Origin of the sequence: Prevotella lacticifex (assembly GCF_019973375.1) — a bacterium.
GTDB lineage: Bacteria > Bacteroidota > Bacteroidia > Bacteroidales > Bacteroidaceae > Prevotella > Prevotella lacticifex.
Genome location: NZ_BPTV01000001.1, coordinates 2,177,932 through 2,193,748, shown reverse-complemented (window position 1 = coordinate 2,193,748; position 15,817 = coordinate 2,177,932). Strand labels below are relative to the sequence as shown.

Below are 15,817 nucleotides of genomic sequence, written 5' to 3'. Positions count from 1 at the left end.
AATTTTTGGCTTATTATTTTATGGCTTTACAGTCGATTGTACTACCTTTGCACGCTGAATTATTCAAGATAACATAAATAATGACAAGACTATATCTGGTGCGGCATGGTCAGACCTTCGATAATGCCGCCAAAATCCTGCAAGGGCAGGTTCAGGGACAACTCGACCCCGAGGGAGTGGCTCAGGCTGAGGCCGTGCGCGAGAAGATGAAGGGCGCGCAGATTGATAATTTCGTTTCGAGCGACCTCAACCGTAGTATTCAGACGTGCAAGATAATCGCCGCTCCGCACGGTAAGGACGTCGAAACGACGGTGCTGCTGCGTGAGCGCGACTGGGGCTCGCTGACCGGGAAGTACATCCCCGACCTGCCGAAGGACCCTAAGGACTGGCCCAAGGACGTGGAACCAATCCCTCATCTCAAGGCCCGCGCCCGCAATTTCCTTACGTGGATAAAGGTGACTTACCCCGGGAAGACCGTGTTAGCCGTCGGTCACGGCATCGTCAACAAGGCCATCCAAAGCGTATATTTCAACAAACCGATGAACGAAATCCCGCGCATGGAGAACGCTGAAGTCCGCGTGCTCGACCTCTGAGGACCGTTGGCGGAAATTATTTTGCCGTTTCCGACAGCCGCATGTATTGCTGTGAATGGCTATATGCCGCGGAGAATACAATAAAAAGAGGGGCATCTGCAACATTCCCGGTATCTGATTTTCCGGTGCTGTTGCCGATGCCCCTTGTTGTTTAGCCGCTATAGCGCGGCAGTTATTGCTTGTCAGAAATTTGATTTAATGTCATTCCTTATCTGTGACCACCGAAACTTCTTGATCCTCCGTTTGAGAAGGAGCCACCGCTCGAGCGGGAACCTCCGAACGAACCGCTGTTGCTTGGTGAGCCGAAGCTGCGCGACGGTGAGCTGAAGCTGCGCGACGGTGCGCTGAAGCTGCGCGACGGTGCACTGAAACTGCGGCTTGGAGCTGTCTGTGGCTGGAAACTGCTGCGGTTCATCGTCCGGCTCTGGTTGTCGAAGAGGTTGCGGCTCTGCTGATGGGTGACCGTTGTGCGGGTGCTGCTCTGCGGCACGCTGTTGTAGTTGCGTCCTGAACCGAAGGTACCGAACTTGCGCGGACCTGTCGTATTGGTGTTTCTGTTCTGGGTGCTTGGAGCCATCGACGCGCCTGAACCGAAGGATCGTGAGCCTCTGTTGTTGAAGCTTCCGCGGTTGTTGAGGTTGCCGAAAGAACGGTTGCCGACGTTGCGGTAGTCGCCGCGGTTGAAACCGTCGCGCATTCCCACTGCCGGGCGGTTGCCTGGGCGTCCCCAGTCGCGGCCGCGGTACCAGCTGTGGCCTCCGTTCATGCGCCAGCTGTGTCCGCCACGGTATTCAACGTAGAAGCGTGGACAGCCAAAGTAGAAGTAGTCGCGGTATGGGTAGCGGGCGTAGATGCCGAAGTGCCAGTAGCCTCCCGACCAGTATATCGGGCGGTAGAAGTAAGCGGCGTCGCAGAATGCACGGTACTGCCAGTCGAAGAGTATGTAGCTCATGTCGAGATTACGGTAGCGCCAGTAGGTGCCGTAGAGGTCGTCGACAGTGTTTACCCGCATGAGGTAGTCGAGGTTTATCTCGTATGCCGCCTCGTATTGGTCCTCCGTCAAGTTCAGCTCGTAAGCCATCTTGTCGGTAAGGAACAGAGCTTCGTTGCGTGCCTCCTCATAACTCATTGCTGAGGCTGAGACTGCCATGGTGAACAGCATCACAAGGGCAAATATAAACTTCTTCATAGTCGTGTTCTTTAAATTTTCTGATGCAAAGGTAAGCAGAATTGTGGATAATTGGAAAGGAATTCCCCTATATGGTGGGGGGAAAATCCCTATTGTGTCAAATAATGTTTTTTGTGACGTAAATTTTATGTAGAAATATATGTAATTTCAAAAAAAAAGCGTAATTTTGTACCCAAATAGAGAGCCATCTATATATATAAATAAGGTGGAATGTTATGAAAGAGTGGTTTCTATAGGTTAGTATAATCAATAATTAATAATATTTTTTTTTAAATTCAAAGACGATGAATAGACGAAAACTTCTAAGTTTTATTCTTCTGATAGGTCTTGTTTTAGGCGTATCAGGATCGCTCTCGTCCTGTAAGGATTACGATGAGGATGGAGCGTGGAAGGAAAATGTCCAGAGCAACAAGACGCTTCTGGAGGCTCTCTATGGTCAGGTGGCTGAGCTCAAGACGGCACAGTCGAACTGCCGTCAGCAGTGTGACAAACTGAAAGAGCGTGTGGAAAAGCTCGAAGGCCAGGTCTCGACCAACACTCAGGATATTGCTGATCTGAAGGGAAAGATCAAGAACCTTGAGACTGCCGACTCCCTTCTGCAGAAGGCTATTAACGATGCCAATGCGCGTATCGACTCTACCAACCGTGTCGTCAACGACATTAAGAATGGAGTCAAGGAGAACAAGGATTCTATCGACGCTCTCCGCGCTCGCCTGGCCGACTGTATCAACATGTGTAACAACACGGCTCTCCGCGTAGACGGCCTTGCTGACAGCCTTGTCAACCTGAATAATACCGTCGTCGGTATGCAGGGCGACATCGTTGAGCTCTATCGTAAGGCTTATCAGGATTCTACCGCCGCTGCCGAGGCTATGAAGCTGGCTCATAAGGCTGACTCTATCGCTGAGGCTAACGTCCTCCGCCTCAATGATGCTGAGGATCGTCTCGATAAGGTTGAGGGCAGACTCGGAATAGTTGAGGACCTCGCCAACGCCAACAAGGACGCTATCTCGAAACTCCAGAGTCAGGTCAACGCTCTTCAGAGCCTTGTCAACCTCATTCAGGAGGCTATGAGAAAGCAGGTTACAGGTATCCTCGTCAATGGTACGCTGAACCCTGTCTTCGGTTACTATGCAGTGCCTTCAGGTGACATCCGCTCAACGGTGCTTGCTGCTTACTATGGCAATCCGGGTCAGTTCTACTTCCCGTCGAATGTGGCTTCTGACTATGCCGATCCTAACGGTCCTGTACTTTCGTACTCTGACCTCGAGATTACCGGTCAGGACAGAACAGCACGCAATACTGGGAATGGTACTATCGTCACTGCAAGCGGTACTCCTGAAAACGGCAGCTATATCGGCAATGCCGGTGATATGTGGCTCACTCTGAACCCGTTAGATGTCGATGAGACTGGTAAGGTATTTACTCTCGTCAACAGCCGTGGCGAGAAGGCTCCTATGGATCTCACTCCTGCTGAGGCTTCCAACGACCTCCTGTCGTTCGGTTACACCCGTGCAAGCGCTAACGGCCTTTATAAGGTCCGTGGCACCGTTACTCCTTCTGACGCTTCTTCGCTCACACCGAAGGTCGACATGCAGGAAATCAAGGATGAGGTCAAGACCCTCTATCACGATTGGAAGGACCGCGCACAGAACGGCGGACTCAAGGTTAACATCAGTCAGCTCGCCGGTGTAATCTATGACAACATCCATGATGTCCTCCCGGCTCTCGCTCTGAAGACTTCTTGGACCACCAAGACCGCCAATGGTCAGGATTCTGCTCATTCGGTCATCTCGCAGTATTGCGTTGCTGGTGCTGCCATCCATCCGTTCTCGTTCGGTACTCTTGCCGGCAAGACTTACACTCCGCTGCCAACATACTCTGGCATCGAGGATATCGACGGCAACATCGACCATATCTCTATCCGCGAAATCACTACCGGTTCTTACGTTGCTGACGTCTACGACGTTAACGGCCATAAGATCGGTACCTTCAGCATGACTGAGCTTCAGGACCTCGTCAACCAGATCAACGGTTCTCTCTCGGGTGCTCAGAGCCAGGTTAACAGCATGATCGACAATGTGAACAATACTATCAACGAGGCTAACGACAAGATTGACAAGCTCAATGAAGTCATCTCTCGTTACAACAAGTGGGCTAACCGTGTGAACGGTTGGTTCAGCCGTGACGGAAACAATGATATCAACCGCTCGCTCCAGCCGGTTCTCTTCTACGGCTCTGGCAACGAACTCGCAAAGCTTGGTAACACAAAGTATGGTACTGCCATCCTCCCCAGTGGTTCTAACCTGCTCGGTACAACCTACACTCTTGAAATGCTGGCTCCGGCTTACATGAAGTGGGTTGCTGTTACCAACGTGTGGAACGATAACAATGCTGCCCTCAAGGACGCTGTCAGTGCTCAGAAAGGCAATGCTGCTCTGAAGGCTGCTCTGCAGAAGGCTAACAACGGTACCAACATGAACACGGTTCTCTATGGTACTACTCGCAGCTTCACCCTTGGCACTCTCGAGTCGGGTAAGGTTTACGAGGTCACTTATGCTGCTGTCGACTACATGGGCAAGAATGTCGTACGTAAGTTCTACTTCAGCGGAAAGTAATCAAAATATAAAAAGGCGGATACCTCTGCGGTATCTGCCTTCAATAAAAAATCTATCACAATCATGAAACTAAATAAGATTCTTTTTTCAGCAGCCCTGCTCTCAGCAGCCATGACAGCTTCGGCACAGGAACAGCCTGCTGCAAAAACGGTTTACGACTTCAATCCGCACTGGTATGTCCAGGCTCAGATTGGCGGTCAGTACACCCTTGGTGAAGTGAAATTCAAGGAGCTCGTCAGCCCTAACGCACAGGTGGCTCTCGGCTATCAGGTCAACCCGGTATTCGGCATGCGTCTCGCTGTCGGCGGATGGCAGAGCCGCGCCGGATGGAAGGTAGCACCGTTCTCCACCCTTACCGCTGACGGCACTGAGCGCGCTTACGCTGGTGGAAACTATAAGTGGAAGTATAAATATGTGGCTCCGGCTCTCGACTTCACTTTCAACCTCAGCAACCTCTTCTGCGGATTCAATCCTAACCGTCTTGTCAACGTCAGCGCTTTCCTTGGCGCAGGTGCAAATATAGCATTCGACAACGACGAGGCTCAGGATGTGTCGAACTACCTTTCTTCGACCGTTTTCCCCAATACCGACCAGAATCTTGAATATCTCTGGGACGGCACCAAGACTCGTTTCGTGGGACGTGGCGGCGTGATGGTCGACTTCCGTCTCAGCGACCGCGTGTCGCTCGGCTGCGAGATTAACGCTAATTTCCTCAACGACAAGTACAACTCGAAGAAAGCCGGCAACCCCGACTGGTACTTCAACGGTCTCGTTGGCGTGAAGATTAATCTCGGCGGCAAGACCTATACAGCTCGTACCGTAGAGGCTCCAAAGCCTGTTGAGCGTATCGTGGAGCGCGTTGTGGAAAAGCAGGTACCGGCTCCGGCTCCTGAGAAGAAACCGGTCAAGCAGATCCAGCTCCGTCGCGACGTTTTCTTCCCAATCAATGTCACTAAGGTTCAGACCAGTGAGGAGAAGAAACTCCAGGATATCGTCGATTACATGAATGAGTATCCTGAGACAAATGTCCACATCGTCGGCTATGCTGACCGTGGCACCGGTACTCGTGCCATCAACAAGAAGCTTGCTGGTGAGCGTAGTAAGAATGTTGCTAAGGATCTCGAGGAGAAGGGTGTCGACCCGACACGTATCTCTTATGAGGAGAAGGGTGACATCGTTCAGCCGTTCCAGGAGAATGACAAGAACCGTGTAAGCATCTGTATCGTAAAGTAATATACTTACGAAAAGATAGATAACCTAAAAGCCTTGCCCAATGCTATGGATTAAAGAGTGTTGGACCGGGCTTTTTCTTTATTCAGTAAATATTCAATAGGAAGATGAAAAAGATTACTTTAATTGCCGCTTTGTCGCTCGCTGCTGCCTCGGCCAATGCTCAGGTGCTTGCCGACGGCTACTATCGCGTGCAGAACAGCAACACCAAGCGGTGGGCTGTCCTGGCCGACGACAAGGCGTATGTCGACGAGAATGTCGGCGGAGTGGGCGCTGTCAACCTTGAGGCCATACGCACTTATCTCCATTTTAATAAGATTGTATCCAATCCTGGTTCTATTATCAAGTTCACATATAGTAAAGCCGGCAAGGGCTATGTGCTCTCTGCCCAGGGTGCCAACACCCATACGATGCTCGCCAACTATGGCGACTACTATCTCACGCTGACCAAACAGGGCAAGACTTATGTGGCATCGGCTTATGCCAAGGGCTTTAATATCCACCTTGCCGATGAGCGTCTCAATGGCAATGAGACCGAGGATAGCCTCGGATATATGCAGCCGTCGGGCAACGACCGTCAGAACTGGTATATCACACCGCTCGACGCATCGTCGGCCGACAACTATTTTGGCTTCCAGCCCACACTGACAGCCAACGGCAAGGATTACCTTCCTTTCTATGCCGATTTCGCTTTCACGAAGTATTCCGACGGCATCAAGGCTTATTATGTCGATGGCGTGAAGGAGCGAGCCGGCGTTGCGCGTCTGCATGAGATAACAAGTGATGTCATTCCAGCAGGTTTTCCGATGATTATCGAGACCGCCTCAATGGAGCCTTCGTCCAATAAGGTGAACATTGTCAGCAGTAATGCCGCTGCACCCACCGACAATCTGCTTTCCGGTGTGTACTTCTGCTCAGCTATCGACCTGCTCAACTGGTGGGACGGAACGTCAAAGGACCACAATGTTTATACCCTTAACGACCCTACAACGATGCGCGTCCTTGCCGTCGAGAACGGTGATCTGGTACTGAAAAAGTCGACAGAGAAATACATCCCTGCCAATTCTTTCTATCTCAAGGTCAGTGCCGATTGCGCCGATGTCGTAAAATTTGTCGACTCTGCCACCTTTGATGCCACCACCGAGCCTGACCCACCAACGGGAATCGCCTCTGTGACGGCTGATAAGAATGCCGTTTCGGCCCTCGTCTATAACCTCAACGGACAGTGCGTGTCTGTTTCGGGTCTCGAGAGCCTTCCTAAGGGCGTTTATATAGTCAATGGAAAGAAAGTGGTAAAGCGCTGATATGTGTCCCTCAACGGGCTTGCTATCACATTATTAAGGCACCATTTAGATGTAAAGTCGCCTTGATTCAGTTAAGGATGACATTTAAATTGAATTTTGAAAACCGTGCATCACCGTCTCGTTGGCGTATGATGCACGGTTTTAGTTTGTTGGTTTGCGTCTTGTGCAAGGGCTTGTAGAGGAGGATTTTTGCATCGCTTGTCAATGCACAGATGCGCTTCCCGTTGTCCGATTTCGGTTTCCTGCCGTTGCTGCGGGCTAATTTTTCGTTGTTTTCAGCTCGAAACGGCATTACTAAAGGCATCGAACGCAATTCCTGAGCCGTATTTTCCGGTCTCACCGTCGGTTTAGAACGTGCGGGTAATCTTCAGGTTCAGAACCGGGTAGACAACGAGAGCTTTCAGCAATCCAATCTTGTGCTTGATGTTCTTAGGATAATCGTAGAGGTCACGGGCCATGTCCACCTGCTCCTTTGTGTACGAATAAGTCACTATTTCCGTCTCCGGGTCTACCGTCTTGTGCTCCACGGTCCTGTCGGTATATACCTTCGGCTTCCCTCCCCAGAACAGGAGTCCGGCGTCGAACCCAATCTTCCACTTTGGCTCCACCTTACTTATACGTCCCTGATAGCCAAAGCCGATGTACGGTTTGAATCTGTTTACCTTCGCTTTTACCTGTATCATTCCGTTCTCATCGGGATCGATATAGCATTTCTCGTCTGTTCCCTTGAACTTTCCGATGTAGTATTGCATGCGTCCGTAGGTCACTAACCGGTTGGCTATCTGATCGTTATATATCTCCTGATCGTTGTAGGTGTAGAAAGGTTTGTTGTTTATGGCCTTCTCGTACATCTTGTCGTACATTCCCACGGCGAGCATAGTGGTCATGTCGCCCTTCGAAACCTCAGCGTCGGCAAACCGGCTGTTGCCCCAGTAGAATCCCGCACTGACATACCAGTGCTTGTTCGTGAATGGCATCACATCGACAATAAGACTGGCATTCCAGAACTTCGGACGGCCCTCCATGACAAGTTTGTCGTCGACATCGTAGCCGGTGAGCTCCTTCATGTGGCCTTTCAGCTTGTCGAATTTCGTCTCTATGCGGTTGCCTTCCTTGTCGTACATCTTTGCCGGCTGGTCGCCGACACGCACCTCAAAGTTCATGTCGTGGACGAAATGAGGCATCGACGACAGTCCGGCACGCAGTCTGACGGTGTTGCTGACTTTCGTTCCTACTTCAAAACCGATACCCGTCGACCCTCCAGTCAGACTGACATCGACGTTGTGGAACGGCTTTTCGTCGGTGGTGATGGGCGGCAGAGTGCTGCTCTTGGGTTCCTGTGCGTTTGCCCATAGTGGCATCATAGTGGCCATCAGGGCTGATAGAATCATCTTATTCATTCCGTATTAATCTTTTGCATGGTGGATATTCCGTCGCAAAGTTACAAAAAAAATCGCTAATACTAATCAAAATGACATAATAAGCTAAGGTTTCGAAAAAAATGCTTAACTTTGTAGCTTTAAAGCGGATAGCATAACATAAATACTGATGAAATGTAAGACTATTATCCTTGGAGCACTTCTTACCTTTCTTCCTTCGTGCGCTATGGCACAGGGATGGACAGGTGTCGACAAGGAGATTGTAGAAAAGTGGAATCCTCTCGACAGCCTTTCGTATAGTGTTGAGATTCAGGGCAGTGTGTCGCGCGGCCGAACCCCATTGTGGCTCAATGCCAATAAGTATGGACTCAGCTCCCTCGACAAGACCAACGGTTACGTCCGTGGCAGCGTTTTCCGTCCCCTCTCTGTCGACGACGGACGCAAATTCGGCCTCGGCTATGCTGTCGATGTTGCCGTTCCCGTCAATTATACAAGCAAGGTTGTTCTCCAACAGGCTTATGTTGAGGGCCGTTGGCTTCACGGATTCCTCACCATCGGTGCCAAGGAGGAGCCCATGCAGCTCAAGAATGCCTTCCTGAGCAGTGGCTCGCAGACCAATGGCATCAACGCCCGACCCGTTCCGCAGGTGCGTTTGGCCCTTCCCGATTACTGGGCAGTGCCTCTCACGCGCGGCTGGCTCCATCTTAAAGGCCATTTTGCCTTCGGCATTCTCACCGACGGCAACTGGGAGGCCGATTTCACCAACCGCCAGCACCGGTATACCGACAAGGTTCTGTACCACTCTAAATCCGGATATCTGAAAATAGGAAACGAGGAGCGTTTCTGTCCCTGGTCGCTGGAACTCGGCCTCGAGATGGTTACCCTCTTTGGTGGAACAATCTATTCACCTGACTCCACCGGCACCATGCAGCAGATGAAGGCCGGCAGCGGCATCACCGACTACTGGCATGCCATCTTTGGTGGTGGCAGCGATGCCGGTGAGGTGATATACAAGAATATCGAGGGCGACATGCTCGGCTCGTGGGTTGCGCGGCTGAACTACGACGGCGACTGGAGCAGTTTCTCTCTGTATGCCGACAAGTTCTTCGAGGACCATTCGGCCATGTTCCTTATGGACTACGACGGCTACGGAACGGGCGATGAATGGCAGGTGAAGAAGAAACGCCGTTATCTCATCTACGATCTTAAAGACTGGATGCTCGGTTTCGAATATAACTACAAACCCGATTCGTGGCTCAACGATTTCGTTTTCGAGTATCTCTACACGAAATATCAGAGCGGCCCCATCTATCACGACCACACCGCAGCCATCGCCGACCACCTCGGCGGTAAGGATAACTTCTACAACCACAGCTTCTATGCCAGCTATCAGCATTGGGGGCAGGTAATGGGCAATCCTCTCTACCGTTCACCTATATATAATACCGACGGCACCCTCGATGTCAAGGACAACCGTTTCGTGGCCTTCCATCTCGGCCTCGGCGGTCATCCCAACGACTATCTCCGCTGGCGGATGCTCGCCACATGGCAGGAAGGGTGGGGCACCTACGATATTCCTTACACCAAAAAGCACCATAATGTCAGTCTGTTCGGCGAAACCTCTTATCGTCTGCACAACCTCCGGGCGAGCGCTCTCAACGGCGTTACCGTCAAGGCCGGTATCGGTGCCGACTTCGGAAGTATCCTCAACGGACCGAATTACGGATTCCAACTGACAATTACGAAGACAGGATTATTAAAATTTTAAGTTTACGATGAAACGATTATTCTTCCTTTCAATATTCTTTTCTGTTGTCGCCCTGTGCTTTTCGTCGTGCGAAACCGACACCATCGACGGCGACGGCCATGTCGAAGGATTCTGGTATTTAGAGCGTATCGAGACCCTTGCTGCCGACAGTGCGGGCACCGTGCGCACCGTTGCCGAGGCCGATGTGAGCGACAAGCTCGTTTTCTGGTCGTTCCAGCACCGTCTGCTCGAGCTCGACGACAAGGCCGATGCCACCGACAGAATTCTCTGCCGGTTTACGACCGACAACGGAACGCTGACCATTGGCGATACCTACGTCCCCACCTATGGTGCCGACTCCATCGTCAGTGATGCCTCTATCCTTGCGCGTTACGGCATGACGCATCTCCATCAGACCTTCAAGTACAACGTCAAGAACGGCAAGATGACCCTCACCGGCGACGACGTGCGCCTCCATTTACGGCAGTTCTGATCCCACGGAGCCGCCCCGGCCTTATACTAAGGAGTAAGGGCTGCTCCCGCGTTTCTTTACTATAAGGTCTATAGCGTAGTGAAAAACGGTATAAATGGCAGCATCAATGATGATTATCATTGTTGCTGTCAGTGTGTCATATAGTGCTGTGTTGAGTATGATGAACAGCAAAGCCAAGCATATAATCACCATAAGTGCCTGATGCTGAGTCAGTCCGGCGCGCATCAGCTTGTGGTGGATATGATTCTTGTCAGCCTTGAAGATAGGCTTGTGGTGCAGCAGACGGACGATGATAACTCTTACGACGTCAAATACGGGCACCATAAGCAGCGTCACTGCTATCAGCATCGACTCCCTGCGGTAGGGCATCACGTTAGGATTGTTCATCGAGAACTTCACAAGAATCGTGCCAAGAATGTATCCGAGGGTCAGACTGCCCGAATCTCCCATGAAAATCTTCCTGTTTTTCTCGGCATTTCCGAAGATATTGAAGAAGAGAAACGACACTATAACTCCTGCCAGTCCGGCTATGAGGATGCAGTAGACCGTCAGTCCCTCAAGGTAGAAGCAGTGGAAAAATCCCACAAGCGCTATCAGGCTCAGCGACCCCGACAGTCCGTCGATGCCGTCGATGAGGTTGAAGGCATTCATGATGAACACGAGCACGAACACCGTCAGCGGTGCCCCTATATAATAAGGTATAGCGTAGATGCCCATAAATCCGTAAAAGTTATTTATGTACAGCCACGACATCGGTGGCAACAGAGCTGCTATAATCTGTGCTACGAATTTAGTCATCGGCGAGAGTCCCACCACATCGTCGATGAGGCCTATGGAGTATATCAGCAGCATGCCGATGGCGAAAGCCACAGCCCAAGAGTTCACCTCGAGCTTTCCGCCACGGTAGTTGTAGCTCAGCACCACGAGGGCGATGATGGTAGCAATGACCATGCTTGGCAGAAAGCTGATGCCTCCAAGTCGCGGAATGGCATTCTTATGAACCTTTCGCTCATTGGGAATGTCGTATAGATTCCGTTTTTTGCAGAAGTTCAGTATCTGTGGTATGAAGATAAATCCACATGCTGTGCTCAGAATTAAAGCTAACAAAGATAGGAGTAATGTTCCTGTCATAATCTTTTCTTTTATGTTATAACTCCCTTTCTACCCTTTTATTGCCTCTCGGCGTTGCTTTTTTATAACATTAACTTGTAAATTTTTGCGTATTAGGGATTTTTGCGTATCTTTGCCGTTAAACTATGTAACTTACTGATAAAGGATATGGATTTAAAGAATATACGCATTGCTGTTGCCGGCACAGGTTATGTCGGTCTCAGCATCGCCACGCTGCTCAGCCAGCACCATCAGGTTGATGCCGTCGACGTTGTGAAGGAGAAAGTCGATATGATCAACCGCCGCCAGTCGCCCATTCAGGACGAGTATATCGAGAAGTATCTGGCCGAGAAGGACCTACACCTCATGGCCACTACCGACGGTGCTTCGGCCTATCGCGATGCCGACTTCGTGGTTGTCGCCACACCGACGAATTACGACACAAAACGCAACTTCTTCGATACGTCGCATGTCGAGGAGGTCATCGAGCTCGTCATGAAAGTCAACCCCAAGGCCATCATCGTCATCAAGTCGACGATACCTGTCGGCTATACCGAGAGCGTTCGCAAGAAGTACGGCAGCGACAACATCATCTTCGCACCTGAATTTCTACGCGAGAGTAAGGCCCTCTACGACAATCTCTATCCGAGCCGCATCATCGTAGGGCGTCCCGAGGGCGACGCCCGTCTTGACGCTGCTGCCCACACCTTTGCCGCCCTCTTGCAGGAGGGAGCCATCAAGGAAAATATCGACACGCTGTTCATGGGGCTCACCGAGGCCGAGGCCGTGAAGCTCTTTGCCAACACCTATCTCGCTCTCCGCGTGAGCTATTTCAACGAGCTCGACACCTATGCCGAGCTGAAAGGGCTTAACACTCAGAACATTATTAAAGGCGTATGCCTCGACCCACGCATCGGCAGCTTCTACAACAATCCGTCGTTCGGCTATGGCGGCTACTGTCTGCCTAAGGATACCAAGCAGCTCTTAGCCAACTATAAGGACGTGCCGGAGAACCTTATCCAGGCTATCGTCGAGAGCAACCGCACGCGTAAGGACTTCATAGCCAACCAGGTACTGCAGAAGGCCGGCTACTACGACTACTACAACCGTGGCGATTTCGACCCCATGGAGGAGAAGAAGTGTGTCATCGGCGTATTCCGCCTTACCATGAAGTCGAATTCCGATAATTTCCGCCAGTCGTCCATCCAGGGTGTCATGAAGCGTGTCAAGGCTAAGGGTGCCACGGTCATCATCTATGAGCCCACCCTTACCGACGGCACCACTTTCTTCGGCAGCCGTGTCGTCAACGACCTCGACGAATTCAAGCGTCAGAGTCAGGCCATCATCGCCAACCGCTACGACCACGTCCTCGACGATGTGAAGGAAAAGGTGTATACCCGCGATATCTTCCGCAGGGATTGAGGATTCAGCAGGTAATCATGAGAGCCATTGACAATCATAGGAACCATTAGAAACGACAGACGGCTTTCTTCTGAAAAATATTTACAGCTTTACGATATGGTCCGTTTGGCGTTGCGAAATGGCCCGTTTTGCAATGCGAAACGGGCCGAATGAGGCTGCGAAACGGGCCGTTTTAGAATGCGAAATGGCATGTGTTGGAAAGTGGTTGAGAATGAGGAAGTTAGCAAGGAAGATGGAATGACCTTGGAATGTGAAATATATTTACATACCGATGTGGCTCTTACTGCCGGCCGGTGAGGTGGTAGACGAGCCGGAAGAGGCGGCACAGATTGCGCATACCGAGGATATGAAGCAGTCGGAGCTTCGTATTCTGGCGGTAGGGAAGGGTAGGCAGTACGATGTCGGCATCGTCACCGCTGACCGTGTAGAGACTTATCTGGATGTTCAGCACGTTATAATAGTAGTCGGCAAAGCCTTTGTAAGCCCTAAGCCTGCTGTCGCCGATGAGCGGCCGGTGGGCATCGAGGAGCTGCCTCAGGGCTTTGGCATCGGCGCGCGCCGTAATTCCGTTGCGGTTGAAAGTGTAGTGGTAGAGTCCTGTGGTGACGGTCCTGACGGCCCGTGCGTGGCGGAGGAGGAGCGGCAGCGTGGCTGCGTCCTCGAATTTCCGGCCCCGTGGAAACCGCACCTCGTCGAAGAGGCGTCGGCGGTACACCTTGTTACAGGCGTAGGAGTGGGCGTAGGCGCGGCCGTCGGTCCAGTACTGCGCCATATCGGTGTAGACGGTGTCGGTGAGAGCGGTGCGGAAGAGCTCCGTCGTGCCGTCCTCCTTAACCACTGGAAACTCGATGATGTCGTAGTCGGGGTGCGCTGTGGCTATGTCGACGAGCCGTCCGTAGGTGTTGTCGGCGAGGTAGTCGTCGGAGTCGACGAAGGTTATCAGTTCGCCACGCGCCCTTTCGATGCCGTTGTTGCGAGCCACGGAGAGTCCGCCGTTGACGGTGTGGACGACGGTAACGGCCGGATTTGCGGTGTAGGCATCGCAGAGCGATGGTGTGGCATCTGTGGAGCCGTCGTCGACGATGATCAGCTCCATACCGGCAACGTCCTGCCTGAGCACGCTGTCGACGCAGCGCGCTATCGTGTCCTCGACGTTATAAGCGGGGATGATGACCGAGAGGAGAATCTTTTGTGACATTACCGGATGCAAAGGTACATAAAATAATTAGAATTGCCGGTTTTATTCTTAGTCCAATCGTTTGGTTTTGGCGAAAAAAATCCGTAACTTTGTGCAGAATCTTAAACCTGAAATAAAATAGCTTATGCGAAGACTATTGTTACTCTTAGTAACGGTGCTGTCGGCATTGTCGGCAAGTGCCATGAAACTGACCGTCGACTCAGTGTTGCGGTTAGGCCTTCCGGTAGTCGTTGTCGAGACTGTCGGCGGTGAGGAACCCACAGCAGATGTTGTCTATCCCCCTGAGGGCTGTATCGGTACGGGCATAAAGAACGCCACGAAGGTACCCGGCCGCGTTGTCGTTCTGTCGGCCGAGGGCGATACTATCTTCGACAGCGGCGACTATGTGGCCAAGAAGAGCGGCATGACCGTCAAGTTCCGCGGCAACTCGAGCAGCGCGGTGGACAAGAAAGCGTTCAAGATTAAACTGCAGAAGAAGGGCGACATGCTTGGCCGCGGCTCCACCTACGCCGACAAGAACTGGGCTCTGCTGAAGAACGACTGGTGCAACCTCAATACGCTCGTGAGCCTGGAGCTCTGCCGGCTGATGGGACAGCCGTGGACACCGGCCATGAAGTATGTCAACCTCGTATTCAACGGCGACTACCGAGGGCTGTATATGCTCTCGGAGACGGTGGAGCGGAACAAGGACTGCCGCATAAACGTGGGTAAGGAAGGGTACGTCATCGAGAGCGATCCTTACTGGTGGAACGAGGATTTGTCGTTCGACGGGGTCATCAACCAGTACTTCTATAAGTTTACTTTCAAGTATCCCGACCCTGAAGATATTACCGACGCGCAGTTAGCCTATATCAAAAGTGCCGTGGCCGACATGGAGAATTCCATCCTCAACGGTACCTATGAGAAAACCATCGAAGTTGAATCGTTCGTCAACTGGCTGCTCATCCATGATATTCTCGGGACGAGCGACAGCGCCGGATCAAACCGTTTCCTGACGAAGAAGGACAGTACGGGCTCCAGCCGGTTCCTGATGGGCCCGGCGTGGGATTTCGACGCCGAGTTCGGTAAGGATTATCGCGATAATTTTGCGCGCGTGCATAACGAGTTCTACTATCAGTATCTCTTCGCGAGCAGCAACAGAACGTTTGCCAATGCGTATGACGATAGGTGGAACTCGGTGAAGGACAGCGTTTTAGCCGCCATGCACGACTACCTCGAGAACTACCGCGCAAGCGATGAGGCAGTGGCCCTCGAGAAGTCGTGGACGGCCGATGATGCCCGCTGGGGCCATGGTTGGGCACGGAATTTCGGAAGTACTGTCAGCGAGAATATCGACTCTATAGAGGGCTGGCTCAGCAATCGGGAAACAGTCCTCGACAGCCTTATCGCCGCCACTACGAACGGCATTGAGGAATTGAATTTACGCCATGATACCGGCGACGGACGGACCTACAACCTTATGGGTCAGGAAGTGGCTCCCGACACCAAGGGTGTTGTCATCCGTCATGGCCGTAAGTATGTGAACAGATAACCG

General features: G+C 51.7%; 12 protein-coding genes. 8 read left to right on the top strand and 4 right to left on the bottom strand.

The annotated features are described in order from the left end of the window. The first annotated feature begins 80 nt into the window (after nt 1-80). The gene (locus LDN30_RS08620) at nt 81-593 is read left to right on the top strand and encodes a histidine phosphatase family protein (RefSeq protein WP_223926289.1); all 513 of its coding nucleotides are present in this window, start codon (nt 81-83) and stop codon (nt 591-593) included. 208 nt (nt 594-801) lie between these two features. Here the strand turns inward: LDN30_RS08620 and LDN30_RS08615 are convergent, their stop codons facing one another. Beyond that, nucleotides 802-1,782 (bottom strand): hypothetical protein, encoded by a 981-nt coding sequence (locus LDN30_RS08615; RefSeq protein ID WP_223929254.1) that lies wholly within the window; start codon nt 1,780-1,782, stop codon nt 802-804. A gap of 284 nt (nt 1,783-2,066) precedes the next feature. Between LDN30_RS08615 and LDN30_RS08610 the strand changes: the two genes are divergently transcribed. The 3 genes from LDN30_RS08610 (at nt 2,067) to LDN30_RS08600 (ending at nt 6,934) form a co-directional block, all read left to right on the top strand. Then, on the top strand, nt 2,067-4,400 hold the full coding sequence (locus LDN30_RS08610) for a coiled-coil domain-containing protein (protein ID WP_223926287.1): 2,334 nt from the start codon (nt 2,067-2,069) through the stop codon (nt 4,398-4,400). A gap of 63 nt (nt 4,401-4,463) precedes the next feature. Continuing rightward, entirely contained in the window at nt 4,464-5,633 is a 1,170-nt protein-coding gene (locus LDN30_RS08605) for an OmpA family protein (protein WP_223929253.1), read from the top strand. A 104-nt stretch (nt 5,634-5,737) separates the two neighbouring features. Further along, on the top strand, nt 5,738-6,934 hold the full coding sequence (locus LDN30_RS08600) for a hypothetical protein (protein WP_223929252.1): 1,197 nt from the start codon (nt 5,738-5,740) through the stop codon (nt 6,932-6,934). Between the two features lie 347 nt (nt 6,935-7,281). Here the strand turns inward: LDN30_RS08600 and LDN30_RS08595 are convergent, their stop codons facing one another. Next, nucleotides 7,282-8,334, bottom strand: coding sequence for a hypothetical protein (locus tag LDN30_RS08595; protein WP_223929251.1), 1,053 nt, complete (start codon nt 8,332-8,334; stop codon nt 7,282-7,284). 148 nt (nt 8,335-8,482) lie between these two features. Between LDN30_RS08595 and LDN30_RS08590 the strand changes: the two genes are divergently transcribed. Both LDN30_RS08590 and LDN30_RS08585 read left to right on the top strand, forming a co-directional pair. Beyond that, on the top strand, nt 8,483-10,081 hold the full coding sequence (locus tag LDN30_RS08590; RefSeq protein ID WP_223929250.1) for a capsule assembly Wzi family protein: 1,599 nt from the start codon (nt 8,483-8,485) through the stop codon (nt 10,079-10,081). Between the two features lie 7 nt (nt 10,082-10,088). Beyond that, nucleotides 10,089-10,553 (top strand): lipocalin-like domain-containing protein, encoded by a 465-nt coding sequence (locus LDN30_RS08585; RefSeq protein WP_223929249.1) that lies wholly within the window; start codon nt 10,089-10,091, stop codon nt 10,551-10,553. A gap of 21 nt (nt 10,554-10,574) precedes the next feature. Here the strand turns inward: LDN30_RS08585 and LDN30_RS08580 are convergent, their stop codons facing one another. Beyond that, complete coding sequence (locus tag LDN30_RS08580) at nt 10,575-11,684, bottom strand: MraY family glycosyltransferase (RefSeq protein WP_223926282.1); 1,110 nt, start codon at nt 11,682-11,684, stop codon at nt 10,575-10,577. Nucleotides 11,685-11,831: 147 nt separating this feature from the next. Here LDN30_RS08580 and LDN30_RS08575 point away from each other — a divergent pair, with 147 nt between their 5' ends. Next, nucleotides 11,832-13,085, top strand: coding sequence for a nucleotide sugar dehydrogenase (locus tag LDN30_RS08575; RefSeq protein WP_223929248.1), 1,254 nt, complete (start codon nt 11,832-11,834; stop codon nt 13,083-13,085). 280 nt (nt 13,086-13,365) lie between these two features. On the opposite strand, the gene LDN30_RS08570 is transcribed toward LDN30_RS08575, so the two are convergent. Next, a complete protein-coding gene (locus LDN30_RS08570) occupies nt 13,366-14,283 on the bottom strand; it encodes a glycosyltransferase family 2 protein (protein ID WP_223929247.1) in 918 nt (305 codons plus the stop codon). A gap of 124 nt (nt 14,284-14,407) precedes the next feature. Here LDN30_RS08570 and LDN30_RS08565 point away from each other — a divergent pair, with 124 nt between their 5' ends. Further along, a complete protein-coding gene (locus LDN30_RS08565; RefSeq protein WP_223929246.1) occupies nt 14,408-15,814 on the top strand; it encodes a CotH kinase family protein in 1,407 nt (468 codons plus the stop codon). Nucleotides 15,815-15,817 lie beyond the last annotated feature (3 nt).